The 26,021-nt window shown below is 40.5% G+C and carries 23 protein-coding genes; 9 read left to right on the forward strand and 14 right to left on the reverse strand.

From position 1 onward, the window contains the following. Positions 1-396: 396 nt before the first annotated feature. The 7 genes from aroF (at position 397) to VRHSUH09_RS05975 (ending at position 8,542) form a co-directional block, all read left to right on the forward strand. Positions 397-1,410 carry a 3-deoxy-7-phosphoheptulonate synthase gene (gene aroF / locus VRHSUH09_RS05945; protein WP_105081665.1) on the forward strand — a complete coding sequence of 338 codons (1,014 nt, stop codon included), beginning with the start codon at positions 397-399 and terminating at the stop codon, positions 1,408-1,410. 74 nt (positions 1,411-1,484) lie between these two features. Beyond that, the gene (gene aroB / locus VRHSUH09_RS05950; protein WP_105081666.1) at positions 1,485-2,537 is read left to right on the forward strand and encodes a 3-dehydroquinate synthase; all 1,053 of its coding nucleotides are present in this window, start codon (positions 1,485-1,487) and stop codon (positions 2,535-2,537) included. Positions 2,538-2,643: 106 nt separating this feature from the next. Further along, positions 2,644-3,912 carry a 3-phosphoshikimate 1-carboxyvinyltransferase gene (gene aroA / locus VRHSUH09_RS05955; protein ID WP_105081667.1) on the forward strand — a complete coding sequence of 423 codons (1,269 nt, stop codon included), beginning with the start codon at positions 2,644-2,646 and terminating at the stop codon, positions 3,910-3,912. Positions 3,913-3,984: 72 nt separating this feature from the next. Continuing rightward, positions 3,985-5,079: a chorismate synthase gene (aroC, locus tag VRHSUH09_RS05960; RefSeq protein WP_105081668.1), complete on the forward strand. Its 1,095-nt coding sequence runs from the start codon at positions 3,985-3,987 to the stop codon at positions 5,077-5,079. After that, positions 5,066-6,205 (forward strand): bifunctional chorismate mutase/prephenate dehydratase, encoded by a 1,140-nt coding sequence (locus VRHSUH09_RS05965; protein ID WP_105081669.1) that lies wholly within the window; start codon positions 5,066-5,068, stop codon positions 6,203-6,205. The genes aroC and VRHSUH09_RS05965 overlap by 14 nt, the downstream gene beginning before the upstream one ends. Positions 6,206-6,328: 123 nt before the next feature. Next, positions 6,329-7,564, forward strand: coding sequence for a shikimate kinase (locus tag VRHSUH09_RS05970; RefSeq protein WP_105081670.1), 1,236 nt, complete (start codon positions 6,329-6,331; stop codon positions 7,562-7,564). Between the two features lie 360 nt (positions 7,565-7,924). Beyond that, positions 7,925-8,542, forward strand: coding sequence for a type II toxin-antitoxin system RelB/DinJ family antitoxin (locus tag VRHSUH09_RS05975; RefSeq protein WP_009352452.1), 618 nt, complete (start codon positions 7,925-7,927; stop codon positions 8,540-8,542). A 205-nt stretch (positions 8,543-8,747) separates the two neighbouring features. Here VRHSUH09_RS05975 and aroD read toward each other — a convergent pair whose 3' ends face one another. The 3 genes from aroD to VRHSUH09_RS05990 all read right to left on the reverse strand — a co-directional run bounded on the left by aroD (position 8,748) and on the right by VRHSUH09_RS05990 (position 11,739). Then, positions 8,748-9,542: a type I 3-dehydroquinate dehydratase gene (gene aroD / locus VRHSUH09_RS05980; protein ID WP_105081671.1), complete on the reverse strand. Its 795-nt coding sequence runs from the start codon at positions 9,540-9,542 to the stop codon at positions 8,748-8,750. Positions 9,543-9,849: 307 nt separating this feature from the next. Then, on the reverse strand, positions 9,850-11,082 hold the full coding sequence (locus VRHSUH09_RS05985; protein ID WP_105081672.1) for an MFS transporter: 1,233 nt from the start codon (positions 11,080-11,082) through the stop codon (positions 9,850-9,852). A gap of 240 nt (positions 11,083-11,322) precedes the next feature. After that, a complete protein-coding gene (locus tag VRHSUH09_RS05990) occupies positions 11,323-11,739 on the reverse strand; it encodes an RrF2 family transcriptional regulator (protein ID WP_105081673.1) in 417 nt (138 codons plus the stop codon). A gap of 144 nt (positions 11,740-11,883) precedes the next feature. Between VRHSUH09_RS05990 and VRHSUH09_RS05995 the strand changes: the two genes are divergently transcribed. Next, positions 11,884-13,251 carry an NCS2 family permease gene (locus VRHSUH09_RS05995; protein WP_105081674.1) on the forward strand — a complete coding sequence of 456 codons (1,368 nt, stop codon included), beginning with the start codon at positions 11,884-11,886 and terminating at the stop codon, positions 13,249-13,251. Between the two features lie 272 nt (positions 13,252-13,523). Here the strand turns inward: VRHSUH09_RS05995 and VRHSUH09_RS06000 are convergent, their stop codons facing one another. The 4 genes from VRHSUH09_RS06000 to VRHSUH09_RS06015 all read right to left on the reverse strand — a co-directional run bounded on the left by VRHSUH09_RS06000 (position 13,524) and on the right by VRHSUH09_RS06015 (position 17,153). After that, positions 13,524-14,837 carry a hypothetical protein gene (locus VRHSUH09_RS06000; protein ID WP_009352328.1) on the reverse strand — a complete coding sequence of 438 codons (1,314 nt, stop codon included), beginning with the start codon at positions 14,835-14,837 and terminating at the stop codon, positions 13,524-13,526. 54 nt (positions 14,838-14,891) lie between these two features. Then, positions 14,892-15,566, reverse strand: coding sequence for a hypothetical protein (locus VRHSUH09_RS06005; protein ID WP_043006157.1), 675 nt, complete (start codon positions 15,564-15,566; stop codon positions 14,892-14,894). Between the two features lie 90 nt (positions 15,567-15,656). Next, positions 15,657-16,418 carry a hypothetical protein gene (locus VRHSUH09_RS06010; RefSeq protein ID WP_054748145.1) on the reverse strand — a complete coding sequence of 254 codons (762 nt, stop codon included), beginning with the start codon at positions 16,416-16,418 and terminating at the stop codon, positions 15,657-15,659. A 222-nt stretch (positions 16,419-16,640) separates the two neighbouring features. Then, entirely contained in the window at positions 16,641-17,153 is a 513-nt protein-coding gene (locus VRHSUH09_RS06015) for a pyridoxamine 5'-phosphate oxidase family protein (protein WP_105081675.1), read from the reverse strand. 286 nt (positions 17,154-17,439) lie between these two features. On the opposite strand from VRHSUH09_RS06015, the gene VRHSUH09_RS06020 reads away from it, so the two are divergent. Then, positions 17,440-18,882: an amino acid permease gene (locus VRHSUH09_RS06020; protein ID WP_105081676.1), complete on the forward strand. Its 1,443-nt coding sequence runs from the start codon at positions 17,440-17,442 to the stop codon at positions 18,880-18,882. Between the two features lie 78 nt (positions 18,883-18,960). Here the strand turns inward: VRHSUH09_RS06020 and VRHSUH09_RS06025 are convergent, their stop codons facing one another. The 7 genes from VRHSUH09_RS06025 to VRHSUH09_RS06055 all read right to left on the reverse strand — a co-directional run bounded on the left by VRHSUH09_RS06025 (position 18,961) and on the right by VRHSUH09_RS06055 (position 26,016). Beyond that, positions 18,961-19,533: an immunity protein YezG family protein gene (locus tag VRHSUH09_RS06025; RefSeq protein ID WP_054748147.1), complete on the reverse strand. Its 573-nt coding sequence runs from the start codon at positions 19,531-19,533 to the stop codon at positions 18,961-18,963. Positions 19,534-19,795: 262 nt separating this feature from the next. After that, a complete protein-coding gene (locus VRHSUH09_RS06030) occupies positions 19,796-20,920 on the reverse strand; it encodes a cation diffusion facilitator family transporter (protein ID WP_105081677.1) in 1,125 nt (374 codons plus the stop codon). Between the two features lie 311 nt (positions 20,921-21,231). Further along, positions 21,232-22,236 (reverse strand): RluA family pseudouridine synthase, encoded by a 1,005-nt coding sequence (locus VRHSUH09_RS06035; RefSeq protein WP_105081678.1) that lies wholly within the window; start codon positions 22,234-22,236, stop codon positions 21,232-21,234. Further along, positions 22,236-24,824, reverse strand: a complete 2,589-nt coding sequence (locus VRHSUH09_RS06040) for a 3'-5' exonuclease (protein ID WP_105081679.1) — start codon at positions 24,822-24,824, stop codon at positions 22,236-22,238. Before VRHSUH09_RS06040 ends, VRHSUH09_RS06035 begins: the two co-directional genes overlap by 1 nt. Before the next feature lie 9 nt (positions 24,825-24,833). Then, positions 24,834-25,088, reverse strand: coding sequence for a hypothetical protein (locus tag VRHSUH09_RS06045; RefSeq protein ID WP_105081680.1), 255 nt, complete (start codon positions 25,086-25,088; stop codon positions 24,834-24,836). A 1-nt stretch (position 25,089) separates the two neighbouring features. Further along, a complete protein-coding gene (recR, locus tag VRHSUH09_RS06050) occupies positions 25,090-25,686 on the reverse strand; it encodes a recombination mediator RecR (protein ID WP_105081681.1) in 597 nt (198 codons plus the stop codon). Continuing rightward, positions 25,687-26,016: a YbaB/EbfC family nucleoid-associated protein gene (locus tag VRHSUH09_RS06055; RefSeq protein WP_008602262.1), complete on the reverse strand. Its 330-nt coding sequence runs from the start codon at positions 26,014-26,016 to the stop codon at positions 25,687-25,689. Between the last annotated feature and the right edge of the window lie 5 nt (positions 26,017-26,021).

The following is a 26,021-nucleotide window of genomic DNA, read 5'->3' on the forward strand; positions in this document are numbered from 1 at the left end:
GTCATGAATAGCAAAAATCATTTTTATACAAAAAGCCTTATTATATCTACATTCCAAATAATTTATTAAGCACATTATTTTTAAAACTTCTATGAAATTTAATTTTAAGTATTGCATAATTTTATCATTTGGGTTTATACTATACCCAACATTTTAGAAAGGAGCAACCAAAGATGACTAACCAAATTAGCCTCGCTACAAAACAATACTTTTATTGGTTCTTTATCCAACATACGGGTAAGGAACTATTTGTGGTGCGCTAATTAAGACTTAGTTATTATTAGTTGCTTAGAATAGTAAAAGGGCTACCCGTATTAGATTACGGGTGGCCCTTTTTTGTTTGCTATCCCGTATGGTAAGCCCAGCTATTCACTGTAGTTACAAGGAGGAATTATCATGATTATTACATTGAAACAAAACGCCGCACAAACAGAGGTATCTCGTTTACGCAGTGAATTAGAGGCTCAAGGGTTCGTTATTCATCCTGTAGAAGGCACGCGCTACAATATTTTAGGTCTTATCGGCGACACTGCATCCCTCGATGCGCGCCAAATCGAGTCCCTAGATTTCGTAGATAAAGTAACTCGTATTCAAGAACCATACAAAAAAGCAAACCGTAAATTCCATCCAGATGATTCTGTAATCAACGTAGGTGGTGCACTTATCGGTGGTGGTCACTTCGCAGTTATGGCTGGCCCTTGCTCCGTAGAAACACCGGAACAAGTAATTGAAACTGCAAAAGCTTGTAAAGAAGCAGGCGCTACAATCCTTCGTGGCGGTGCTTTCAAACCTCGTACATCCCCATACTCCTTCCAAGGCATGGGTCCAGAAGGTTTGGAATTGTTAGAGCTTGCTAAAAAAGAAACAGGTCTTCCTATCGTTTCTGAAGTAATGGATATTTCCCAATTACAATACTTCGATAACGTAGATATGCTTCAAATCGGTGCTCGTAACATGCAAAACTTCACACTTTTAAAAGAAGTAGGTAAATTAAACAAACCAATTCTTTTAAAACGTGGTTTGTCATCTACATACGAAGAATGGTTGATGGCTGCTGAATACATCATGTCCGAAGGCAATGAACAAGTTGTATTATGCGAACGCGGTATCCGCACATTCGAAACTAAAACTCGCAATACCTTAGATGTAACAGCAATCCCTATGATGCACGAATTATCTCACTTGCCAATCATCATGGACCCTAGCCACGCAGCAGGCATGAGCCGCATGGTTCGTCCACTTTCTCTTGCATCTGTAGGCGGCGGTGCAGACGGCCTTATGATCGAAGTTCACAACGATCCATCCAAAGCATTATGCGATGGCCCTCAAGCATTACGTCCAGACCAATTCACTAGCCTTATGAAAGAAGTTATCGCATTGCGCCAAGCATTGGTAGAATGCACTAAATAATCTCACATACCACACAAATGAGCTAGTATCCGTTATAATAGATACTAGCTTATTCTTTTAAGAAAGGAACCGTTATGACTCGCATCCATATTAACGCGTCCACACCGTATGACGTTGTCATCGAGGAAGGCGCTTTACAACGCATCACCGATTATATTAAACCGTTAAAACCAAATTGTCGTGTTATCATCGTCAGCGATAGCAATGTGGCACCGCACTATTTGGACTCTGTGAAAGCAAATATGGAACATGCCGGTTATACTGTTTGTGATTATGTATTCCCTGCTGGTGAAAGCTCCAAAAATGCACACCAACTCATCGATTTAGTAGAATACATGGCGGCCCAATCGTTAACCCGTAAAGATCTTCTCATCGCCCTTGGCGGTGGTGTTGTAGGCGATATGGCAGGCTTTGCAGCAGCTACCTACTTACGTGGTATCGACTATGTACAGGTTCCTACCTCTCTATTAGCCGCCGTAGACTCCTCTGTAGGCGGTAAAACAGCAGTCAATCTCGAAGCGGGTAAAAACCTTTGGGGTGCTTTCAAACAACCTATCCTCGTCCTCTGTGATCCTACAACCCTCAACACATTGCCAGACATGGAATGGAAAAATGGTTGTGGGGAAATTATCAAATATGGTTTCCTCGATGTACCAGGTTTATTAACCCAACTCGAACATAAACCATTAATTAAACATCGCGATAGCGTGAGTGCCGTTATCGCTCGCTGCGTTCAAGCAAAGGCTGATATCGTGGAACAAGATGAACGCGAATCCGGTGTTCGTGCCCTCTTAAACCTAGGTCATACCTTTGGTCATGGCATCGAAAAGGCCAGTCACTTTGAAGTCCACCATGGCTATGCTGTAGCCATCGGTATGATTCTCATGGCTCAAGGTGCTGTCAAACATGGAGAGTTAGATAAAGAGGCATTAGACAAATTAAAGGCCCTCATAGAAGCACACGATTTGCCAACCACTACGACCATAACAAAAGAAGAAATCCTAGCAGCTGCTAAGCACGATAAAAAAAGCGAAGGTGCTACTATAAAAATCGTTGTACCTACTAGTTATGGTCATAGCGAGCTCAAGGTTGTTACCCACGAAGAGTTAGCAACCTATCTTGATTAAGATAACTTATCTATTACGATTAAGTTATTTAAATTGTCTAACGCCTACAACCTGCATAATCGTTATTTGTAATATAAGGTTTACCTAATACTTAAAGGAGATTTATATGCATTCCGTAACGAACGCCATTCCTACAGGAACGATTGCGTCCATTCCAGCAAAGGCCCATGCACACCGCGCATTGATTTGTGCAGCTCTTGCTACCTCTCCATCTACTATATTATTGAGTCGTACCTCTAAGGATATCGATGCAACGATGGACTCCTTACGAGGCTTAGGGGCTCACGTAGTATATGAAAATAAAATTGTTACCGTTACTCCTGGCCCCGCTCCTGTAAAGGGCAATGTAGTACCTCACGAATCAGGAACTACATTACGCCTTTTGTTACCTGTAGCAGCATCCATCTGTAATGATGTAGATGTAGATGCCAAAGGTCGTTTACCAGATCGCCCACTCGAACCTATGCTAGGTGAAATGAAAGCGCACGGCGTAACATTCTCTCAAGATAAACCACCATTTACTATGACAGGTCGTCTTCAAGGGGGCAATTTCTCCATGGTAGGTGACGTAAGTAGCCAATTCTTCTCTGGTTTATTATTGGCTGCTCCTCAAATCGGCCTATCTACCATCACGTCAACTACACCACTACAGTCTAGTGATTATGTAACATTAACAACTGAAACTATGCGCGATTTTGGTGTAGAAGTAGAGCACACCTTACCAGATACCGATATTAATGAGGCTTTCACAGTCCCATTTGGTGCATCTTTCATCGGTCGCGATAGTTACCAAATCGAAGGCGACTGGTCTAATGCAGCAATCTGGATGGTGGCGGCTGGTATGACTGGCAAACCAATTACGATTACAGGCATGAACAAAAACTCTGTACAAGCGGACCGCCGCATCATGCAAGTTATGATTGATGCTGGTTGTGATGTTGTATGGGATGGTATGAATGTAACGGTCACAGGTCGCGCTTCTAAACCGATTCATGCAGATCTCGAGCAAATGCCTGATATGTTGCCTGTTATGGCGGCTCTCGCTTGCTCTATTTCTGGTGAAAGTTCCTTTGTTAAGGGTGCTCGTCTACGTTTAAAAGAATCGGATCGTCTTGTAGCTGTTGCTAATCTCGTAAGAGACTTAGGCGGTACAGTTCGTGAAGAAGGCGATGACCTATATATCATCGGTAGTGGTATACTTAAAGGTGGCCAAGGTGATTGCGTAAATGACCATCGCCTCGTTATGGCCGGCACATTGATGGCTCTCATCAGTGAAAATCCTGTTACACTAAAAGATAGCGAAGCTATCACAAAATCCTATCCAGACTTCTTTGAGGACTGGAACTTACTGGGTGGTAATGCACAACCAGTTTAGATTTCTAATCGTATCTAGTGTAATCTAATAGATAATAGAAATAGTACGTACTATATAGTAGGAGTTAATATAATGGCATCTAATTTCGGTAAAACCATACAGGTATCTACCTTTGGCGCCTCTCATGGGTACGCCATCGGCGGTATTGTAGAAGGTCTACCTTGTGGACATACCATCGATATCGATGAGTTAAAAGCCTTTTTAAAGCGCCGTGCGCCAGGGCAAAATCAATTAACAACACAACGTAAGGAAGCCGATATACCTGAATTTTTAGCAGGTATGGTAGACGGCATGCTCAGTGGTTCTCCATTGGCATTTATGATTCGCAACACATCCCAACACTCTAGCGATTACAATAACTTACGCGACATCCCTCGCCCATCTCATGCGGATTTTACAGCTCGTATGCGCTACGGTGATAAGGTAGATATGCGTGGTGGTGGCCATTTTTCAGCGCGTCTTACAGCTCCGCTTTGCGTAGCTGGTGGCATCGCTCTACAACTATTACGTGAAAAAGGCATTGAAATCCACGGCCATTTAAAACAAGTGGGAACCGTCCAAGATGCACCTATTGATATGGTTCATCCAGATATGAAAGCATTAGCTAGTATCGCTACAGAGCCGATCGCTATGGTTGATCCAGAAAAACGTAGCGAAGTAGAAAACCTTGTAATGAACCTCAAAAAAGATGGGGACTCTACAGGTGGTATCGTTGAAGTCGTTGCTACAGGACTACCAATTGGCCTTGGAAACCCAAACTTTGACGGTATCGAAAACCGCTTAGCCCGAGCAATCTTTGGGGTCCCAGCCATTAAAGGCATATCCTTTGGCGGTGGCTTTGATATGTGTGCACAACTTGGTTCCGAAGTGAATGATGCTTTCACCATGGATGGTGACAAGATTACAACAACTACCAATAATAGCGGTGGTATCCAAGGCGGTATTACCAATGGTTTGCCTCTCGTTATGCAAGTAGGCATCAAGCCAACACCATCCATTTATAAAGAACAACCTTCTGTATCACTTTCCCGAAAAGAGGACACATTGCTCACCATTCAAGGTCGTCACGACCCATGCGTAGCGCTTCGTGCAGTACCTGTAATCGAAGCTGTTACGGCCCTTGTTATTCTTGATTTCTTAGGAGATATTGACCATGAACTTAGATGAAGTACGCGTTAAAATTAACGATATAAACGACCAAATGCTCGCCCTCTTCAAAGAGCGCATGGAACTCTCCAAAGATGTAGCAGCAGCGAAAAAAGAAATGAACAAGGCCATTTACGATGCCAAACGGGAACGCGATATCCTCGACAAAGTAACGCGAGATGCAGGTCCAGACCTCGACCTATACGCACGCCGTTTCTTTGAAGCATTATTCAGCTTGAGCCGTACGTATCAGTCTGAACAATTATTCCAAGATAATGTGTTCACTGTTAAAATGAAAAAGGCCATTGAGCAGTCCCCTACATTACCTCCACAACGTGGCAGCGTAGCTTGTGCTGGCGTCTTTGGTAGCAATGCGCAAGTGGCGTGCGATAAATTATTACCACTCAGCCAAATTCACTATGTAACAGGCTTCCGTGCCGTATTCGACGCTGTTGAGTCTGGAGAATGTCAATTCGGCGTATTACCTATCGAAAACAGCTCCAATGGTTCTGTAAAAGAAGTGTATGACCTTCTAGAAGATCGTAAATGCTATATCGTACGCGGTACTCGCCTATGGATTTCTCACGATTTACTCGTGAAAAAAGGCACAAAACTAGAAGATATTCACACTATCATCTCCCATCCTCAAGCGTTGGGCCAATGCAGCCACTTCCTAGAAAAATTAGAAGGTGTAGAATTGCGCTCCTTTGATAACACTGCTCGTGCTGCACAGCTTGTAGCGGCTAGTGATGATCCAGGTGTAGCCGCTATCGCCGCACCTCAATGTGCAGACTTGTACAACTTGTCTCCGTTGATGCGCAACATCCAAAACAGCGATAACAACTATACCCGCTTTATCTGCATCAGCAAGGACTTCCATGTATACCCAGGGGCTAATAAAATCTCTGTGGTAACTACAGCAAGCCACGCTCCAGGTGGTCTTGGTACATTGCTTACCAAGTTTGCTAACATCGGCGTAAACCTTACAAAACTCGAGTCTCGCCCTATCGTAGGCCATAACTTTGAGTTCTTGTTTTACCTCGACTTAGAAGCATCCTTAGCAGATCCAAAGGTATTATCTGTACTAGCAGAGCTTCATACATCCCAAGATAAGTTCCGCTTACTCGGTAATTATCCTGAAAACTAATATATTCATCACTACTAGTCCCTATAAGGGCATATATAGTACAATGAATATAGTTATAAAACTTCAATGGCTAATAGGTACCAGCCTATTAGCCATTCTATGTATATTGACCTAGGAGGTCCTATGAAATTTGGTTTACTTGGCCGTACGTTAGGCCATAGCTTCTCCCCTCGCATTCACAGTGCACTAGGGAATACAAATTATGAATTATTTGAACGCGAACCGAGCCAATTGCAAGAGTTCTTCGCGGATCCAGAATTACAGGGTATCAACATCACTATCCCATACAAGGTAAATGCCCTTGAAGCTTGTGATATAGTAGACCCTCGCGCTGAACGCATCGGCTGTGTGAATACGATGGTTCGCAAGGATGGTAAATGGCACGGCTATAATACAGATTACGATGGTTTCGTGTTTACTCTGCAACATGCTGGCATTGATGTAGCTGGCAAGGAATGTATTATCCTTGGCGACGGCGCTTCCTCCGCTACTGTTCACGTAGCTCTTGAAGACTTAGGAGCTAAGAACATAGTTCACCTCTCTCGTAAGACCGCACCATTCTATGGTGATGCGCCTAATTACTACGAAACAGCACAGATTATTATTAACTGCACACCGATTGGTATGTATCCTCATAATCCAGCTAACCTTATCGATATTACGCAATTCTCCAAATTGGAAGGCGTTGTAGATCTCATCTATAATCCACGCCGCACGATTTTGTTGTTACAAGCAGAAATGATGGAAATCCCTCATTGTGATGGCTTGCCATTCCTCGTGGCTCAAGGCGTTGAGGCTGCTAACCATTTCCAAGGTGAAAGCTTTGGCACAAAGGAAATCGAGCAAATCTTGCGCGATATGCGCCGCGAAAAGGAAAACATCATTCTCATCGGCATGCCTGGCGTAGGAAAAACTACAGTCGGCAAAGCGCTCGGTGAAGAAATGAGCCGTACTTGCATCGATGTGGATCATGAGCTAGAAAAAGAAATCGGTGATATTTCCACATACATTACAGAGCAAGGGGAACCAGCATTCCGTGAAAAAGAAGCGGAAATGATTGCAAAATTCGGTACCCAAACAGGTCTTATTATTTCCACTGGCGGCGGCTGTGTAACAGTGCCTAAAAACTTCGCACACTTACGCCAAAACGGTCGCATTTACCAATTAACACAACCGATAGAAAACCTATCTACTACCGGCCGCGTACTCTCTAGTGGCGGTATCGAGCGCTTACGCGAGCTCGAAGAAATTCGTACACCAATGTATGAAAGCTTCGCTCAATGCATAATAGAACATAACCGCAATGCACCAGAAACAGTAGCAGCTATCCTAGAAGACTTCGAAGCAAACTTATTATAAGAGCCTGTATATCACATTTGTAAAACCCTTTACAGATAAATGGCTAAGAGCATCTACATCTGAATTAGTAAGAGCCTCAATAGCTTTATAAGTAAATGCATTTACATCTGTGTTTCTAGATAAAACTAAAACTCATATTTTAACTTCATAGATATAGTACTAAAAGCAGTAGTTATTCCTAAGATAACTACTGCTTTTTTATATGTACTATTAATTATAGGTATTTGTAGAAAACTACATTTGCAATTACAATGTAATTACAAATAATAGAATTAAGTAACTTGAATACTTTTAATATAAAATCAACAACATGACCAAAGCGTTATAGTCATAATCCAAAAGAATATCAGGAGAGATACTATGAAAACAGTAAATCTACAAGTCCGCATCAATGAAGATCTAAAACAAGAAGTATCTAGCATATTAAAGGCACAGGGACTATCCTATACCTCTATGCTAGACGCACTATTTCGTCAAATTATAAAAGAACGTCGCATTCCTTTCGCTATTGCGTTACCAACAACACCTACAGACAAAACACCAACGCCAAGTACACTCAACAATAACGGTACCTACGAACAACCCCAAACAACATTAAAGGCCTCAGATACTATAAATACATACGGAACATCAACAACAAACGAAATAGAAATATCCTTTGATAAAATTGATAAAACAGGCATACTCAATATCCGTATAAACCCTAAAGTCAAAACACTAACAACAGCTATCCTAAAAGAAATGGGATTAACTATATCATTATTGATTACACTAATCTCCAAACAAATACAATTTTCAAAAGCAATTCCTAAGTCAGTAAACAAGCCTATCGCTTGTGACTCTATGAATGCAGACTTTCTTACTGACGAAGAAATCGACCAGCTACTGGAAATGGCATATATAGATATGGAACAAGGTAACTTAATTTCAGCTGAAGAACTTTTTGAGCAACTAAAGAGAGAAGGTCTTCTTTTATGAGCTATAAAGTTTTATTTAGTAAGCTTGCTGAAAAAGAAGTGAACGATATCCTATATATAAGACTAATAATGAAATATATTATTTTCGAAAAATGGTCACTAAACATTATATTGTCTTATACTCTATAAAAAATAAAACTGTAATAATTAAAAAAGTACTAACGCAAGGTATGAACATATAAAAAAGTCGGCTTTCGCCGACTTTTTTAATGCACTTTTATGCGTTTATGTTGTTGTTCATCGAAGACGCCATCTACGTCGAGGGTATCGAGGATGCGCTTTAGTTCATACACATCGATTTGACCCGGTGCCGACGCTTTGCCAGCGGAGGCAAAGGTCATAGCATTACCAAATAATGCACCTGCTGCACGTGTAACAACCCCCAATGGTCCCATGGCCATCGTAATGATTGGGTCAGCTGGATACAAGGCTTTAACTTCAGCCGTTGCCTCAAGGAGGGTTAATACATCCCCTGTTGTATGAGGCATAACAGCCATCTTTGGTACATCCGCCAAGAATTTTTTCATTTGAATGAGACGATTTACAATAACCTCGTGGCTTGGTGTACCATGGAAATCATGATTACTCATAACTATCGTTACACCATGCACCTTGGCAAACTCTATCGTTTTAAGCATTCTATCTTGATCGAAGAATAACTCAATATCGATAGCATCTACTAATCCAGTCGGAATAAGACGCTCTAGCATTGTGAAATAATCTTTGGTAGAAATAGACTTCTCTCCGCCCTCACCTTTTGTGCGCCAAGTAAATAATAAGGCACGGCCTTTCAACTGAGGCTTAATGAGCATTAATAGTTCAATAATAGAGTCAATAGAGTGGGCCCGCTCGTAATAGTCAATGCGCAGCTCCACAACGTGACACGGCGTATTACATGCAACCGCAGTAGCATCTAAAATTTCTTTCATGGTTATGCCCACAATAGGAACACATATCTTTGTACCCTTATCACCGAGTACAGTATGACCGATACGGACCATAATAACTCCTTTCCGTCCCACACGGTGAGACAAATGACTTACCTTAAACTTAACTATATACCAATATTTTTGTAAAAGCAATCAATCAGCCTATATTGGATTGCTATTCACAAAAAACGTATGAAAGCCTGTTATTATGCACTAAAACAGTATTCTTAGATTAACGATTAACATCACTTTTTGTTATGCCCAAAACTTTAGGACTAATAAAATATGATTATATTATATGAACCTTACAAAACTAGTTATACTAAAAAAGATACCTTGCTCAACTGCTGTAATAGTTAAGTAAGGTATCTTTTTAATGTTAATCATGTTGTACGGATATTTTTCGAGCTTGGAAGCCCATATAAACTAATAGCAAGCCGGTAATGCTAAATACATAGGATATGCCAACGTAGGTGGATACTATACTTGCAAATACAGGGCCTACCATAGACCCAAATTGTTGCGCCGTCGTTGTCATACCAAACATGCGCCCTCTAAAGCTTGGATCTGTATTCAGTGTGACAGCAGCACTCAAGGATGGATTAATACCTACAATACAGGATCCAATGAGTACTTGTAGTACGCCAAACCACCAAATACCAACAGGTAAGCTTTGCAATAAAAGGACAATACCACTGCCTAACATACAATAGGAAATCGTTTTAAAGTAACCTCTTCGTTCTCCAATACGTACCCAAATATTGGTCGTTAAAGAACCAGCTAAGCCACCGATACTGAGGATGGTACCAGAAATAATCGCAGCCCCCTCCATTGTGCCTTGCATATCCCCTACATAAAGAGCCAAAATAGGCTGTAGCATCATAATGGCACATTGCATAAAGAAGAAAATCCACAATAGCCGTACTAATACAGGCTGTTGTTGGACTGCTTTAAAGTCCTCACGCAAGGATGTAGATTTTGTAGGGTGAGCAGCTTGCTCTTTTCCATCAGCACCTACATCATGTAATTTCGGTTCTTTTACAAAGAATAATACCGCTAAGGTAGCGATTAATACAGCAGCACCAGACACATAAAATACAGGACGCATGCCTACGATACTTTCAATGGCACCACCTAAAAATGGACCAACTACATTGCCTAAAATTAAGCCCGTTTGGAAAATACCAAGAGCGCGGCCTACCTGTTTCTCATCGACGCTGAGGGACACCATGGTCATAGCTGCAGGATAAAATCCATTGGCAAAGCCCACAAAGGCACGGCCTAGCAATAGTTCATACTCATTACTAACCATACCAATGAGAATATAGGAAACGGCAATCGCAAAACCAGCTCGTAAGGCCATCCGTTTCTTGCCCTTATTATCCGCAATTTTTCCCCATATGGGCGCCATAATGCCGGCGATAAGAAAGGTAATACCAAAGACAAGGCCAGACCAGAGGGCTACATCATCCTTTGGTACACCTAATTCCAATAGATAGATTGGCAAGAAAGGAATAATCATGGTGTAGCATATAGCAAGCACAGTCATACTAGCCGTAATAATCCATACATTGCGCATGCCACCTCGAGCATCATATTTGGTTGTACTCATATTGACCTCCTCCCCATATAATCGTATAGCTTATATAGCTTGTTTAGCTCATCAAAGGTATCAAGCTAATCAAGTAACCGAGCTTATTTACTCAAAAATTAATACAGATATAAAGAAGAGCCGCATACAAAACGCGACTCTTTCCATACATTACCTGACAGATAGCCATATCAATAGGTGGTAATTAGTACTAATAATACTAGCACTTATACTGAAACCTCTAGATTAGACTATCATTTATTACGTTGGGAATTTGTGATCCATTACGTCTTGCAAGGAAACGCGTTCCATTACATGACGGAATTCATCTTGCAAATACTGCCACAACGGAGCAGTCAAGCAATCGTTAAACATAGGACATGGTTCTACATCGTCTTCTAAGCAAGATACGAGAGCAATGGAGTCCTCTGCAGCATATAAAATTTCATATACATTGTATTCAGCAGGTAATTTCACCAAGCGATATCCACCGTATTTACCACGTCCACTTTTAACGAGGCCAGCGGAAGATAAGCGAGATACAATCCCCTCTAAGTATTTATCGGAAAATCCTTGGCGTTCTGCAATCTCACGAATTGGTACATTTTTTTCTACCCCGTGCTCTGCAATATCCGCCAATATCCGTAAGGCATAACGCCCTTTTGTAGATATTTTCATAAGTTAACCTCTAAGTCATTCATAATATATTTATAGTATATCATAAATTCATACAAAAAATGGTGGGAAATATGATACACTATACATATATCGAAATATTTTATTTGGGTATTTTTTTAATTTCATATGGGAGGATGTTATCTAATGTTAGATAAACTATTTCAACTCAGTGAACGCGGTACAACTGTTAAAACCGAAATTTTAGCTGGTATTACTACGTTTATCACGATGGCGTACATCCTATTCTTGGCGCCAAACATTCTTAGTCTTGCAGGCATGGATAAAGATGCAGTCCTCATCGCAACAGCTTTAGGCGCTGGGCTCGTAACGATTTCCATGGGGTTATTCGTTAACTATCCAATTGCTCTCGCTCCTGGGGTTGGTCTCTTAGCCTTTTATTCCTTTACCGTAGTTCTCGGCATGGGCGTAACTTGGCAAACGGCATTGGGTGCGGTATTCATTTCAGGTCTCGTATTCCTCGTATTAACACTTACATCGATACGACAAATGATTGTTGAAGGCATCCCCGCCTCTATGAAGGTTGCCATTACCGTTGGTATCGGCCTCTTCATCGCTATCATCGGCTTAAAGTTATCCGGCTTGATGGCTATCTCCATTAGTTTGTCTCCAAACTCCTTAGGTCAAGTTGTGCAAACGCACGGTAATTTAGTGCCCCCTGCGTCCGAATCGCTCTTAACGCTTGGTAATTTGCACAGTGGCGAAACATTGTTAGCACTATTCAGCCTCATCTTTACAGCTCTATTGATGGCTCGTAAAATTCAAGGTTCTCTCTTGATTGGTGTGGCAGTAACAACAATTCTTTCCTATGCTACTGGCCTTTCCACAATGACTGAGAACTTCACTGTATTAGCAGTTCCTGATTTCTCTAAAGCAGCATTCCTTCAATTAGATATTCCTAGTGCGCTCCACATGGGCTTAATCACGATTATCTTCTCCTTCACCTTCGTAGAATTGTTCGACTCCATGGGTACCTTGATTGGTACTGCTACAGAGGCGAAAATTGCAGATCCTAAATCTGGTAAATTCCCAGGTCTTGGTAAAGCGATGACTGTCGATGCTATCGGCGTTAGTGCTGGCGCGTTGCTCGGTACTTCTACGATTACTGCCTTTGTTGAAAGTGCAGCAGGTGTAGGTGCTGGTGGCCGTACAGGCTTAACGGCTGTCACAACAGGCGTATTATTCTTAATTTGCTTGTTCTTGGCTCCTATCGTATCCTTGGTGCCAAACGCAGCAACATCACCTGTGCTTATCATCGTTGGTGCCCTCATGTTAGGTGCTATCAGAAATATCGACTTCGATGATTGGACAGAAGGCTTCCCCGCATACCTTGTTATCGTTTTGATGCCTTTCACATATAGCATCGCTAACGGTATCTCTGCAGGTCTCGTTGCATACCCTCTACTCAAGATCATTTCTGGTCGTGCCAAAGAGGTTAACTGGATTATGTACGTATTGGCGGTACTCGTTATCATCCGTTACGTATTCTTCTAATTAACGTATGCTCATAATTAAGCTATTGTGAAAGCTAACATTCGGTTGTTATCATCACTAATACGCTAAGAACAAAATATATTTAAAATGCCAAAAGCATAATATATGTAAATTACATATACTAAGAGAACCTATCTTCAAAGATATTAGTAATATATCTAGGAGATAGGTTCTTTTCATTATGCACTGTTTTTGGTAAATGTTAATGCTTTACGATAGCAAAAATTGTACTATATAGTCTTATTACTGTTTAGTATTATTACTCTTTAGTATTAACGAATCGTTTTTACACCAATTAAATCTGTACGACTTGGGTCGATATCTTTTAATGGCACTACATGCTCTCTATAAAAGTCTGCTTCAGATGCTTTCACAGGCACTTGGAAGAACAAGAAATATGCCATATTATCCTTGTACCACGTAACACTACGTACCAAGCCCTTATCTACATCCCCTGTATATTGAACCTCCCCTATTGGAGTGGAGTCGCTCCACTGTACGTCATGGTACTCCATTGGGATATATTCTTCAGGCCATACAGTATCCATAGAGTAGCTCATGCGGAAGACCATAGTATGAGTTACCCAACGACCGCTGCGCTCTTGATACTCTTCACCTTGCTTCCAATATACAGTTTCTAATACATCATTGTCATAAAAATGTGTAGCATAGTATGTATAGCCAAACGGTAAATAACTTGGTACAGATACGTCATAGGACATCTTATGAGATGCATTAATTACACCGCTAGGTAAACCGATGGTTTTGCTAGTAAGTATAGGCCACACAGAATTCGTATGTGTACGCAATGGCAACCCAATCGTTTCATAAGGAGGCCAATCTATTTCAACCTTTTGTTTAACAGGTTCTTCAATATGTTGCTCATCATTGCGGTCACCACGTAGTCGATTATCATCAACGGCTACGTTACTCACAGGACCTACAGAGTCTACAATTTTGCTTACAAAGTTTTGATTTCTTAAAGAAGCAAAGTAGAGCATATAAACTTTATTATCTTTTTCCCAGTAAGCAATTTGAATAGCGTCTTTTCTAGAACCTAACGTATATACAGAAATTCCATTAGGGGTAGTAAAGCTAACTGCATCCTTAGCATTGTAATTTGTCTTTTCTAATATAGGTGTTACCACTGTATCAATAGCCCAACCCATACGATATACAATATCTGTATTAGAGAAGGTTAGCTTCGGACCAAATTCTCCATCACGGCCCGTTTCTGTATAAACTATTTCTAATACGTCATGGTCCTTGGCTTTTACATCACGTACTGCATAATCTTTAGGCATATAAGACGGAACTTGTATAGGATAGCCAAATTCCTGCGCGGTACTCTCAATATTAGTGTTAACTAAATCATAATCATCAACTTGATCATACCAACGATAACGATCAGCGAGTCTTTTATTATCATCGATGAGCTCTTTATTATCTACATCTCGTTCAACAGGAACGGTATTACCATTTTTATCAATTAATGGGTATGTAGCACTAACTGGCTGTACGCCAAACGTGCTTACTGTAGTAGCCATCGCGGCACATAAAACAGCAGATGTTATTAGTTTCTTCATATTCTCTCCTCTTCGAGCGGTTACACAGGTTTCCGCTTTTCCAATATCGTATATTTATATAGCCGTATAATTTACAGGCTCCACATGCTCCTTATAGAATTCAGCATCAACTGATTTCACAGATTCTAAGAACAATAAGGAATATGCCATACCGTCTTTTGTCCACGTAATGCTGCGAATTAGTTGCGCTGCTGGATCCCCGGTGTAAAAGACTTCGCCAGATTCACCTTGTTCAGACCATTCAAAGTCCTTATACTCAGCAGGAACATACGGTACATCTTTTACATCTTTCACTGAATAGCCCATTCTATAAACGAAAATACTACCAGAGTTTCTCTTCCCAACTCGATATGTTTGGGAATTTTTTATAAAATATACAACCTCTAATACATCATTTTTGTCTTGCCGCACTGTATAGATTTCATAACCATAAGGGATATAACTAGGTGCCTTAACTTCATATGGAAGCTTCTGAACTGCCTCTTTTAGTTGTCCCTTAAAAGTATGAGCCTTTTTTGTATTCTCTATAGGCCAATCATGAAAGTGCCACTGTAAGCTATCAATTCTAGGCTCTACATTTTTAAAGTTATGTCCTAGCTTAAGCGTTTTTGTAGATACAGAATTATCTGTATCAGCAGGAGTATCTATAGTTTCTGCTATTGCCATTCCTACAGATAGTACCCCAACAGCGATAACAGCTAAAAGGGACTTATACATTATTTTTCTCATATTTTTTCCTCTTTATAAGCGATTACAAATTCTACCGCTATTACACAATATATTGTTCTAGATACAATTTGTATAACATCAGTTTATCTGCTAAGGAATCATTCGTTCTTTATTATATTCATCAATTGTTTTGTTTGAAATCTTCGTAACCGGATAGTTTCCTAATAATTCATAACGTGAGCTATCTATATTTTTTACAGGTACCACATGTTCCTTATAGAATTCAGCATCAACTGCTTTCACAGGTTCTAAGAAGAATAAGGAGTACGCCATGCCACCTTCCGTCCACGTAATGCTACGGATCAATTGTACTCCTGGCTTACCTGTATAATACACCTTGCCAGATTCACCTTGCTCAGACCATTCATAGTCCTTATACTCTGCAGGAATATACGCTGTGTCTCTTACGGTATCCAAGGAGTATCCCATTCGATAGGCCATAACATTAGTAATAAATTTTTCTCCAGCCTGATAGATAGGTGCATTTCTTTTGTAATATACAACCTCTAGCACATCATTTCGATCAAGACGTGCTGTATAAAGCTGATATCCAAAAGGTATATAACTAGGTGCCTCAGCCTCATACGGTAATTTCTGAGTAACCTCTGCTATCCCCTTAAAGTTACGAGCACTGTCTTGAGTCATTATAGGCCAGCCTACTAATTGCATTCTTGGTATTTGTATAATTAGAGAAGCATTATTCATGTTTGGCGTAACATTGTTAGACTTAGATGCGGCCTCAGAATGATTAATCGATACAGACTGATCAACAGTATCTGCGGATACATAGCTTATAGATACTAAACCAACAGCTATAGCAGCTAAAATGGATTTACATATTAATTTTTTCATATTCTCTCCTCATTAAGCGATTATACGCTTTATATAATGATATATTTCTTTATATATATCAGAAATCCCATTATTATTCTGTTGCTCGTGCTACTTCATAAAACCTTTATACAATCTATCCTGCAAGTAAGTTCTCCTAATAAGAGAGCTATATTATATTTTTTGCAAAAAAATCCTACTGAACGCTATATCATAATAGAGTTCAATAGGATTGTTGTATCATTATTTAGTTAATGGCGGCATAATAGCATCTTGTTCAAGTTGTCTTCGTCTTTTAGCCGAATAGTCAACAACTTTAATTCGAACTACGCCTACAGAGTTTACCATGGCGTCCGTAAAAGTAAACTCACGACCTGTCTGATGTTTCATCAATACTTGTAAGCCATGAGACTTTTCATCAATAGCCTCTAAATAGGTAGCCTCGCCACGACCCATCACACTAGAGTATACCGAGCTATATTTACATGGTATATCTCCACCTGAAACGAGTGCTTCATCGCTACCATCAATTTCAATAAATACATGTGGATTCGCTTGAATCAAACTAAACTTCTTTCCCTCATAATGGCCATGTACATAGATATAAAGTACCTCATCTATAAATTCATATCCAAAATGTAAGGGCACCACGTAAGGGTAATCACCATCCATCAGACCTAGATGAATGATACGAGTGCTACTTAAAATACCTTTAATTTCATCTATATTGGTAACCATGCGATCTTGTCGTCTCATAATAGCCTCCATCGTTTTACGTAAAATATACTCTATGTATCATTATAGCAAATTTTATAAACCTTTTAAGGCTAAGTATTCTCTTAAAATGAATAATTTCTCTTTTATTCGTATATTAATAATACTATTTTTTCTATATGTCCACTGTATAAATACATTTGACTTTTTACAATAGATACTGTATTATAAGAAAATAGTTTTATAGATTCTATAGATTATAGAGGCTATGGTAGCATTCCATGGCTTTTTATATTTGTAGATAGTTTGTAGAAAAGAGGTCTTTACTATGTCTGATACGCATCAGTTAAAACGGGGTCTTAAGAACCGGCACGTACAGTTGCTCGCCATTGGCGGTGCCATTGGTACAGGCTTATTCTTAGGCTCCGGTCGAGCCATTCACTTGGCCGGTCCATCCATTATTTTCGCCTACCTTATTACAGGTATTATCTGCTTCTTCATCATGAGAGCATTAGGCGAATTGTTATTATCCAATTTGAATCACCACTCCTTTATCGACTTCGTGGAAGATTATTTAGGTGATCGAGCTGCCTTTATCACAGGATGGACATACTGGTTCTGTTGGCTGTCACTAGCCATGGCAGACTTGACGGCCGTAGGCCTCTATATGCAGTACTGGATACCGTGGCTGCCACAGTGGATACCAGCCTTGATTGTCCTTGTCGCCTTACTATTAATGAATTTAACAGCTGTAAAATATTTCGGCGAAATGGAGTTTTGGTTTGCCTTGATTAAGGTAATTGCCATTATCTCCCTCATTATTATCGGTATCATCATGATTTTCACGGGCTTTACTACTGATGCGGGTGTCGCCGCCTTTAGTAATATGTGGAACTATGGAGGATGGTTCCCGAACGGAACGATGGGCTTTATCTTATCATTCCAAATGGTTGTATTTGCTTTTACAGGTATCGAACTCGTAGGTCTGACAGCAGGCGAAACGGAAGATCCTGAAAAGGTTATTCCTATGGCCATCAACAACATTCCATTGCGTATTATTTTATTCTATGTGGGCTCCTTGGCCATCATCATGAGTATTTACCCTTGGACGGCCGTTAACCCATCTGCTAGCCCATTTGTAGCCGTATTTACCGCTGTTGGTATCGCAGCCGCTGCAGGCATTGTAAACTTCGTGGTACTCACCTCTGCTGCGTCTGCTACAAACTCTGGTATCTTTAGTACAGGCCGTATGATTTATGCCCTTGCTAAACGCGGTCACGCACCTAGCTCTATGCGTCGCTTAACGCACAGCAGCGTACCGTACCAAGCAACGATTTTCTCTGCAGCCGTATTATTGATTACAGTTGTACTTAACTACGTAATGCCTGAAGCAGTATTCGTTATGATTACATCTATCTCTACCTTCTGCTTCATCTTTATTTGGGCCATGATGGTTATTTGTCACCTTAAATATCGCAAGAAAAACCCTGAGTTAGCGGCACAATCTAAATTCAAAATGCCACTATATCCAGTAATGAATTACGTGATTCTCGGCTTCTTCGTTTTCGTTCTAGCTATTCTAGCGCTAAACGAAGACACGCGAATCGCCCTCTTGTTCACACCAATTTGGTTCGTTATCCTTTGGGCCTTCTACTCCATGCTTAACACGGACGATGAAGATGCTCTTGGAGAAGAACTTATCGAGATGGCTGGCGTAAAAGAAATTTACAAAAAAACTAAAAAAGACGACTCCGATGACTACGTAATTTAATTAAAGGCGATTACATAAGTTAATAAAAGTTGTCTACGTGACTTAACAAAGAGCCCGTGCATAGCACGGGCTCTTCTTTTACTTCATAGTAGGGAAGTTTTGTTGTTCATATTGTTGTTGATACGCCGGAAGATTGCTTGTATCTTCATCGTAGTTAAAGATCGTTTTGCTGCGATATCCACCTTGCGTAATGATGATATCGATAGAGGATGGTACCTCTTGACCAGTACGCTCTAAATGGTTAATTAGTTCTTGTAAAGCTTCAGCTTGACGCAAAGAACCTGTCATGTATTTACCTTTAGATAAACCTGTATTTCTAATCACTTGACCATTATGTACTTGGCCTCTAGTATCTACATAATAGAAACGTACAGCTGCCTTATCTCCCGTAGGCACTGCTTTAACATAAATAGCTTTCCAGTTCTTTTTAACCATAGCTTTAGTAGCGTCTGCTAATTTATTAGACAAGCGTTGTGTTTCTTTATTAGTGGCTTTGGATACACCATTTACCTGTTGAATTTCATCATTCATAGGCATTTCGATAGGTGATACCACTGAATCTTGTTGTACCTTTTTTGCATCTGCAGGCTGAACTGCCAATACACCAACAGCTGCCATTACAGCTAACGTTGTAAGAGCAATTTTTTTCATACTATCTCTCCTTAGTCAGGTTACACTAAAACAAATTATATTTTATACAACAAATTACATTATATGTATTATATCACTTTATATCAAGTCATTCTTCTTTTCAAAACTAGTACTCTTGATTATTTGATTCCATCGCAACATAGAATCACCTCGCTTATGTATAGTATAACTAAATCTCTAACCTAATAAAAGAAAAGGCTTCAATCAATGCTCGACAAAACGTATTCTGTCAATAATGGATTGAAGCCTTTATTTTATACTATTAGTTACTAAAGTCTGTATCCACAATAGCAAATTGTGTATATTCTGGGCAGCGTTTTTGCATTTCTGCTTTAATTTTTTCTAATGTGCCATGTGGATCTTCTTCGTCAAAGTCAAAGATAATATCGTAATAGATAACTTTCTTTTCTTCTTGTACGTAGAACGCATGTACTTGTACTACATGTGTATATAGACTTACAACTTGATCGAGAGCTTGTCTTACTTCAAGCACTTCTAAACTTGGTTGGTTTTCAGCATATACACCAACGGTCATAGCAATACCAAATTTTTTATAAAGATGAACGGCGATACTTTTTGTTAGTGGATGAATATCTGCCATAGTCATCGTATCTGGCACTGTAATATGAACAGATCCAATTGTCTCACCAGGACCGTAGCTATTTAATACTAAATCATATACACCGCCCACATTTGGATGTTGAGCGATAGTTTCTTTAATTTCACGAACTAAGTTATCATCTGCACGAACGCCAAGTAAGTGATTATACATTTCTTTTAAAATGTCATAAGCAGCTTTTAAAATTAAAACAGAGATAACCGCACCTACATAACCTTGAATGTCAAAGTCAAAGAAGAATACTAACGCTGCAGATACTAATGTAGCAAAGGTAATCACCGCATCAAAGAGGGCATCTATACCAGATGCTACGAGAGCATCGGATTTATATTTTTCACCTTGCGCCTTAATATAGCGGCCCATCACTACTTTCACAACAATAGCAACGGCGATAATCATCAAGCTTGGAATATCAAAGGTAGATACCTCAGGGTGAAGAATTTTTTCAATAGATTCCTTGAGGGATCCAATGCCTGCACCTAGGATGATGAAAGCAATGGCCATAGTAGTCATATATTCGATACGACCATGACCAAATGGATGCTCCTTATCGGCACCTTTAGCTGCTAATTTTGTACCAACAATAGTTAACACAGAGGACAAAACGTCTGTTAAGTTGTTTACCGCATCAAGGATGATGGCAATAGAGTTAGACGCAAGGCCTACAATCATTTTAAAAATAACGAGAACGACGTTACCTATAATACCTTTTATACTAGCAAGCGTAATCCCCCGATTACGTGCTGCACTATTTTCTTGCAAAATCATATTATACTACACCTCTTACATTCAATTCACTAAGCTATAAATCGAAGCATATCGATTTATTTACATTTCTATTATAGCTTATCAATTATCATTTGTCATTATATTTTTTGAAAAATTTTTATAAAATCGTTGATTTTACTGAATTATCAATAATTCTCATTTCTCAATTAGAGCATTTGATGTATTGTGACTTCACAATCTATAGTGTAGATCTATTATTAACAAACTACTATCTAATTATTAATACATAATACATATTATGTACTAATTGATACTTATCTAGTGATAAGTATCAAAGTAATTAGAGGTAATTATGCGGTAACCGTAATACGCTCGCCTGTGCGCATGTGTGTAAATACAACCTTTTGGGCACGCAATTGGAACGGCTGCCCCGTTGGTTGTGCGCCATATAAGGTATCCCCTACGAGAGGGTGACCTATATGGCTGAAAGCCACACGAATTTGATGTGTTTTTCCTGTGTACAAACGGACTAAAACCTCTGTATATCCACATTCTTGGGAGTTATACACAGATTTGTCCACATTTTGACCACTTTTATCCACATCTGATAGTTCTATATCCACATTTTTTGATGCTATATCCACAAAATTTTTGGACTTATTCACAGAGTTATCCACAGGCTGTGAAGAGTGTCTACATAGGACGGAATAATCTGTACGAGTCTCTTTTCCCTTAGGATTTACTTCGTAATGAATTCCATCAGCACTGCGTTCCATAGGGAATACCAAGGAATCTTCATCAGCTTCTACGATGCCTTCCACAGTAGCCATATACCACTTTTCAAAGGTATTATCATCCATTTGCTGTTGATAAAGACTTTGGGCTAATCCACTTTTAGCAATCGCAATACAGCCCGTTGTATCTCTATCTAAGCGATTCAAGAAACGTACCTTCCGCTTAATACCATGTTCTTTAAAGTAATACGCCACACCATTGGCAAGGGATACTTGGTCTTTGGAGTTTACTGTCACACCAGCCGGCTTATCCACAATGAGGAGATCATCATCTTCATATAAGATATGTAGATTCATTTCAATTGGTTCATGATCTATTTTTTCCTTCGCCATGGCAATCCAAATCTTGTCACCTTCGGAGATAACATCTTTTGGCGTTGCTTTATGGCCGTTGATGTGGATTAGTTTTTCCTCAAATAACTTTACTAAGGATTTACGAGGATACTTTGTATCTAGTACTGCACCTAATGTAATATCCTGTTTTTCACTACGTGCAGCGTCTATATCTGGGGCAGTTACGGTCCACAAAATATCGTCGGGACGATGTGTTTTTCTCGCCATTAGTATCTCCTTTCTACGAGTTCATTGTCTCGTGGCATATAGTTCAGTAGCGAGCTTGGTTGAACCGCTCGGCCACGTATATTGGTTTGTTCAAAGGTAATGGTCAGCTCTTGCTTAGGGCGCGTTATAGCCACATAGAACAAGCGCTTTTCTTCGTCTTCACGCCCTTCTGCAATGGCAAACGGGCTTGGGAAGGTACCTTCGTTAAGGCCTGCTAGGAATACATGGTCAAACTCGCTCCCCTTTGCTTGATGGATGGTAATGATAGGAATGCGATCTTCGTTTCGTACCTGTTGAGCTGGCTCACCTGCAGTAAGGGCCGCCATCTGCAAGATTTGATTTAATCGAGCTAACCCAGCTGGCCCCTCATAGGCAGCATCAAGTTTTTCCATAATGCGATATAGATCCCGTATATGCTCTACCTTCGCTGCTTCCCCATGGGATTTATAGTATTCTAGAACCCCCATTTGATTCATTATGTACGCCAATAACTTCGTTGGCAATTCCGTATAGGCCTTTCTACGTAACGTTGCCATTTGGGATGCAATATTGGTGAAAGCAGCTTTATATTTATTGATTGCCACCATACGACCAGTCGTTGTAGGCACGATATTTTCTTTCACTGCATAGATTAAAAGCTGTGCAGTGGCCAAGATATCGTCCATCGCATTGTGCGTAGGCTCATGATTGATAGGAAACTCTGATGCTAGGAAGCCCAGTTTATGGTTTGGCAAATTAGGATAGAAGCGACGGTAAATATCGAGTGTATCATAGATAGCCTTGAATTCTGGATTACCTAAATTATGGCGTGCCAATTCATTAGTAAAGATAGTCACATCGTAGTTTACATTATGGCCTACGATAATGGCATTCTTGGAGAATTCCTTAAAGGCCTGTAGTACTATAGCTGGCTCTTCGCCGTGTTCTTGTAAATACGCATCGGAGAAGCCGTGAACCTCTTCGGATTGACCCACAGGTACGCCTGGGTTGATAAAGCGTTCAAAGGTCTCTAGGACCTGTCCATTTTCATCGATACGGATAGCCGCAATTTGAATAATACGATCCTGAGACGTATCGGTACCAGTACTTTCTACGTCATACACCACGACCTCATGATGTTCTAAACCACTGACGAGCTTCGCATAAGGCTCTGCTTCAAAGATAGGCATATCCATAAAGTCCGTCAATTTTAAGCCCACTTGTCGCGTCTCAGGGCTTTCAATAGCTGCGATACGAGCGTCACCGATACCAGCAACATAGCGTTTTATAATGCGCTTAGCGCTAACGGAGTCATTCGGGTTCATAAGCAATTTAAAGTAGGCCATAACGTCTTTGATTTCTTGGCGCCTAAAGAATTTAAACTCATCAATAATCATAAAGTGACGGCGTTCGTCTTCAGGTTTTTCATTGTTGAGGCGTTCAAAGGAGTCGCTCAGCCGTTGCGCCTTTTTATTATCCCGCACTAAAACGCCAATATTAGCATCCTTTGGCAAGGCGCAGATAGCTTCATAGATATACCTGCCCTCAAGATAGCTATTTTTACAGCCTTTAATGAGAACAGGCTTCCCCTTTCTTTCACTATTGGCGCGAGGCAATTCAGTATATATAGAGCCTACCAGATTAGGGAACATATTCTGCAATGTTTTAAAAGCCATCGTAAAGAGCGTCCAGTTAGAACGGTAGTTTTCGTAAAAAATGATTTTTAAAGGCTTAAAGTCCGCATCAAACTGCTTGAGCAAACGAAATGGATCGGACCCACGCCATTCGTATATAGTTTGGAAATAATCCCCACATAATAGGACGTGATTACCTTCCCAAAGCATTTCAAGTACCTTGTACTCTAGTACGCCTGTATCTTGCATTTCATCTACAGAGATATAGTTGTAACGGCTACGCCAACGCTCACGAACTACGGGATCTTGGAATAGACGATGAACACCACAGATGAGGTCCGTGAAATCTAGACCATGTACAGAGGCTAAACTTTCATCATAGGCGGCAATCCATTCGTGCCCATGGTTCAAGAAGTCATGAAGTTCACTGTAGAGCACATTCCCAAAGCTAGAAAACTGCTGCTCAATTGCGGCACGTTGTTCCTTCTGCAAACGCTCAATAGTTCGTCTATAATCGCCTACGAGATCATCAGAATAGAACCCATATAAGGAGCGATATTCTTTCACCATACCGATGATGTTGGCAAAGGACATTTCTCGCAATTTACCTGGACGATACGGTTCAGACAATTCCTTGCAATCCTCTTCATCAAAGATAGTTACATCCGTATACAAGGTTTCATTGCGCTTCCCCTCTTGTTGGAGTACGAAAAAGCAAAAGCTGTGGAATGTACTAACCTCCACAGCCTTTGCAGGACTGCCTACGAGCGATTGAATGCGGTCTTTCATCTCGTTTGCCGCCTTGTTCGTAAAGGTCATGCACAAGATATTCTCCGCCTTCGCATAGCCGCCCTCGATGAGGTGAGCCACTCGATAAGCAAGTGTATTCGTTTTTCCCGTCCCAGCGGACGCTAACAAGAGGATATTCTGTTCAACTTCATCAATAACGCGTTGTTGTTCACGATTGATAAGCATGATAGCCTCCTATTTTAAAAAGCCGTACCATCCGGCAGCAATGAGCATTGGAATAGGGCCTAGAATTGCAGTTAAAGCCCATACGCCCAAACCAATATCCATAGGAATATTGAGGATATGAACGCATACTAAATACGTCAAAATACCAGTTACTGCATTCATAAATACTCGTTTAAGAGTAAAAAAGGCTACTTTGAAAGCAATGTAGGCTACAGCAACGGATACAACCGCCGAAATAATCGGTGATGCTAATAAAGCTTCCATATTATCCTTTCATTTCTTGGCGGTTCACTACGGCACCGCCTAACGTTAATTCATCGGCATATTCGATATCGCCACCCACAGGAACACCGCGGGCAATGCGCGTTACCTTAATACCACTTGGGCTTAATAAACGTGCCAAATAGAGAGCTGTCGCCTCCCCTTCTACGTCTGGGTCAGTAGCGAGGATAACCTCTTGTACGACACCATCGCGAAGGCGGGCAATCAATTCTTTTACGCGAATATCGTCAGCACCGATGCCCTCTATAGGGGACAAGGCACCTTCCAATACGTGATATAAGCCCTTATAGTCACCACTGCGCTCGATAGCAATGACATCGCGAGATGTTTCAACGACCATAATCGTCGTTTGATCGCGGTTCGGATTGCTACAGAATTCGCAAGGGTCTTGAGCTGATAAGTTAAAGCAAATAGAACAGTGACGCGTAGCCCCCTTCGCTTCCACGATGGTTTCCACGAGACGGTCTACCTCTTCCTTCGGCATTTCTACCAAATGATAGGCCAAGCGTCTAGCCGACTTGGAGCCGATACCTGGCAAGCGGCGCAACTGCTCTACGAGCCGTTCTAAAGCATTTGTCATTTAGAATAAACCTGTTGGCAAGTTAAGACCACCAGTTACTTTGCCCATTTCTTGAGCCAAGAGGTCGTCTACTTTTTTGCTAGCTTCGTTTACAGCAGCCATCACTAAATCTTCTAACATTTCTACATCTTCAGGATCAACTGCAGTTGGGTTCAATTTCAAAGACTCGATGATTTTTTCACCGTTCATCACAACTGTTACAGCACCGCCACCAACGGAAGCCTCTACTGTACGAGTTTTTAATTCTTCTTGCATTTTCTTCATATCTGCTTGCATTTTTTGAACTTTTTTCATCATGCCAGCCATATTGCCCATACCTTTACCAAACATTGTAA

It is taken from the genome of Veillonella rogosae JCM 15642, from assembly GCF_002959775.1.
Lineage (GTDB): Bacteria > Bacillota > Negativicutes > Veillonellales > Veillonellaceae > Veillonella > Veillonella rogosae.

Coding starts and splice junctions, on each gene's coding strand:
- aroF (WP_105081665.1), top strand. CDS start 397: ATGATTATTACATTGAAACAAAACGCCGCACAAACAGAGGTATCTCGT.
- aroB (WP_105081666.1), top strand. CDS start 1,485: ATGACTCGCATCCATATTAACGCGTCCACACCGTATGACGTTGTCATC.
- aroA (WP_105081667.1), top strand. CDS start 2,644: ATGCATTCCGTAACGAACGCCATTCCTACAGGAACGATTGCGTCCATT.
- aroC (WP_105081668.1), top strand. CDS start 3,985: ATGGCATCTAATTTCGGTAAAACCATACAGGTATCTACCTTTGGCGCC.
- VRHSUH09_RS05965 (WP_105081669.1), top strand. CDS start 5,066: ATGAACTTAGATGAAGTACGCGTTAAAATTAACGATATAAACGACCAA.
- VRHSUH09_RS05970 (WP_105081670.1), top strand. CDS start 6,329: ATGAAATTTGGTTTACTTGGCCGTACGTTAGGCCATAGCTTCTCCCCT.
- VRHSUH09_RS05975 (WP_009352452.1), top strand. CDS start 7,925: ATGAAAACAGTAAATCTACAAGTCCGCATCAATGAAGATCTAAAACAA.
- aroD (WP_105081671.1), bottom strand. CDS start 9,542: ATGGTCCGTATCGGTCATACTGTACTCGGTGATAAGGGTACAAAGATA.
- VRHSUH09_RS05985 (WP_105081672.1), bottom strand. CDS start 11,082: ATGAGTACAACCAAATATGATGCTCGAGGTGGCATGCGCAATGTATGG.
- VRHSUH09_RS05990 (WP_105081673.1), bottom strand. CDS start 11,739: ATGAAAATATCTACAAAAGGGCGTTATGCCTTACGGATATTGGCGGAT.
- VRHSUH09_RS05995 (WP_105081674.1), top strand. CDS start 11,884: ATGTTAGATAAACTATTTCAACTCAGTGAACGCGGTACAACTGTTAAA.
- VRHSUH09_RS06000 (WP_009352328.1), bottom strand. CDS start 14,837: ATGAAGAAACTAATAACATCTGCTGTTTTATGTGCCGCGATGGCTACT.
- VRHSUH09_RS06005 (WP_043006157.1), bottom strand. CDS start 15,566: ATGAGAAAAATAATGTATAAGTCCCTTTTAGCTGTTATCGCTGTTGGG.
- VRHSUH09_RS06010 (WP_054748145.1), bottom strand. CDS start 16,418: ATGAAAAAATTAATATGTAAATCCATTTTAGCTGCTATAGCTGTTGGT.
- VRHSUH09_RS06015 (WP_105081675.1), bottom strand. CDS start 17,153: ATGAGACGACAAGATCGCATGGTTACCAATATAGATGAAATTAAAGGT.
- VRHSUH09_RS06020 (WP_105081676.1), top strand. CDS start 17,440: ATGTCTGATACGCATCAGTTAAAACGGGGTCTTAAGAACCGGCACGTA.
- VRHSUH09_RS06025 (WP_054748147.1), bottom strand. CDS start 19,533: ATGAAAAAAATTGCTCTTACAACGTTAGCTGTAATGGCAGCTGTTGGT.
- VRHSUH09_RS06030 (WP_105081677.1), bottom strand. CDS start 20,920: ATGATTTTGCAAGAAAATAGTGCAGCACGTAATCGGGGGATTACGCTT.
- VRHSUH09_RS06035 (WP_105081678.1), bottom strand. CDS start 22,236: ATGGCGAGAAAAACACATCGTCCCGACGATATTTTGTGGACCGTAACT.
- VRHSUH09_RS06040 (WP_105081679.1), bottom strand. CDS start 24,824: ATGCTTATCAATCGTGAACAACAACGCGTTATTGATGAAGTTGAACAG.
- VRHSUH09_RS06045 (WP_105081680.1), bottom strand. CDS start 25,088: ATGGAAGCTTTATTAGCATCACCGATTATTTCGGCGGTTGTATCCGTT.
- recR (WP_105081681.1), bottom strand. CDS start 25,686: ATGACAAATGCTTTAGAACGGCTCGTAGAGCAGTTGCGCCGCTTGCCA.
- VRHSUH09_RS06055 (WP_008602262.1), bottom strand. CDS start 26,016: ATGTTTGGTAAAGGTATGGGCAATATGGCTGGCATGATGAAAAAAGTT.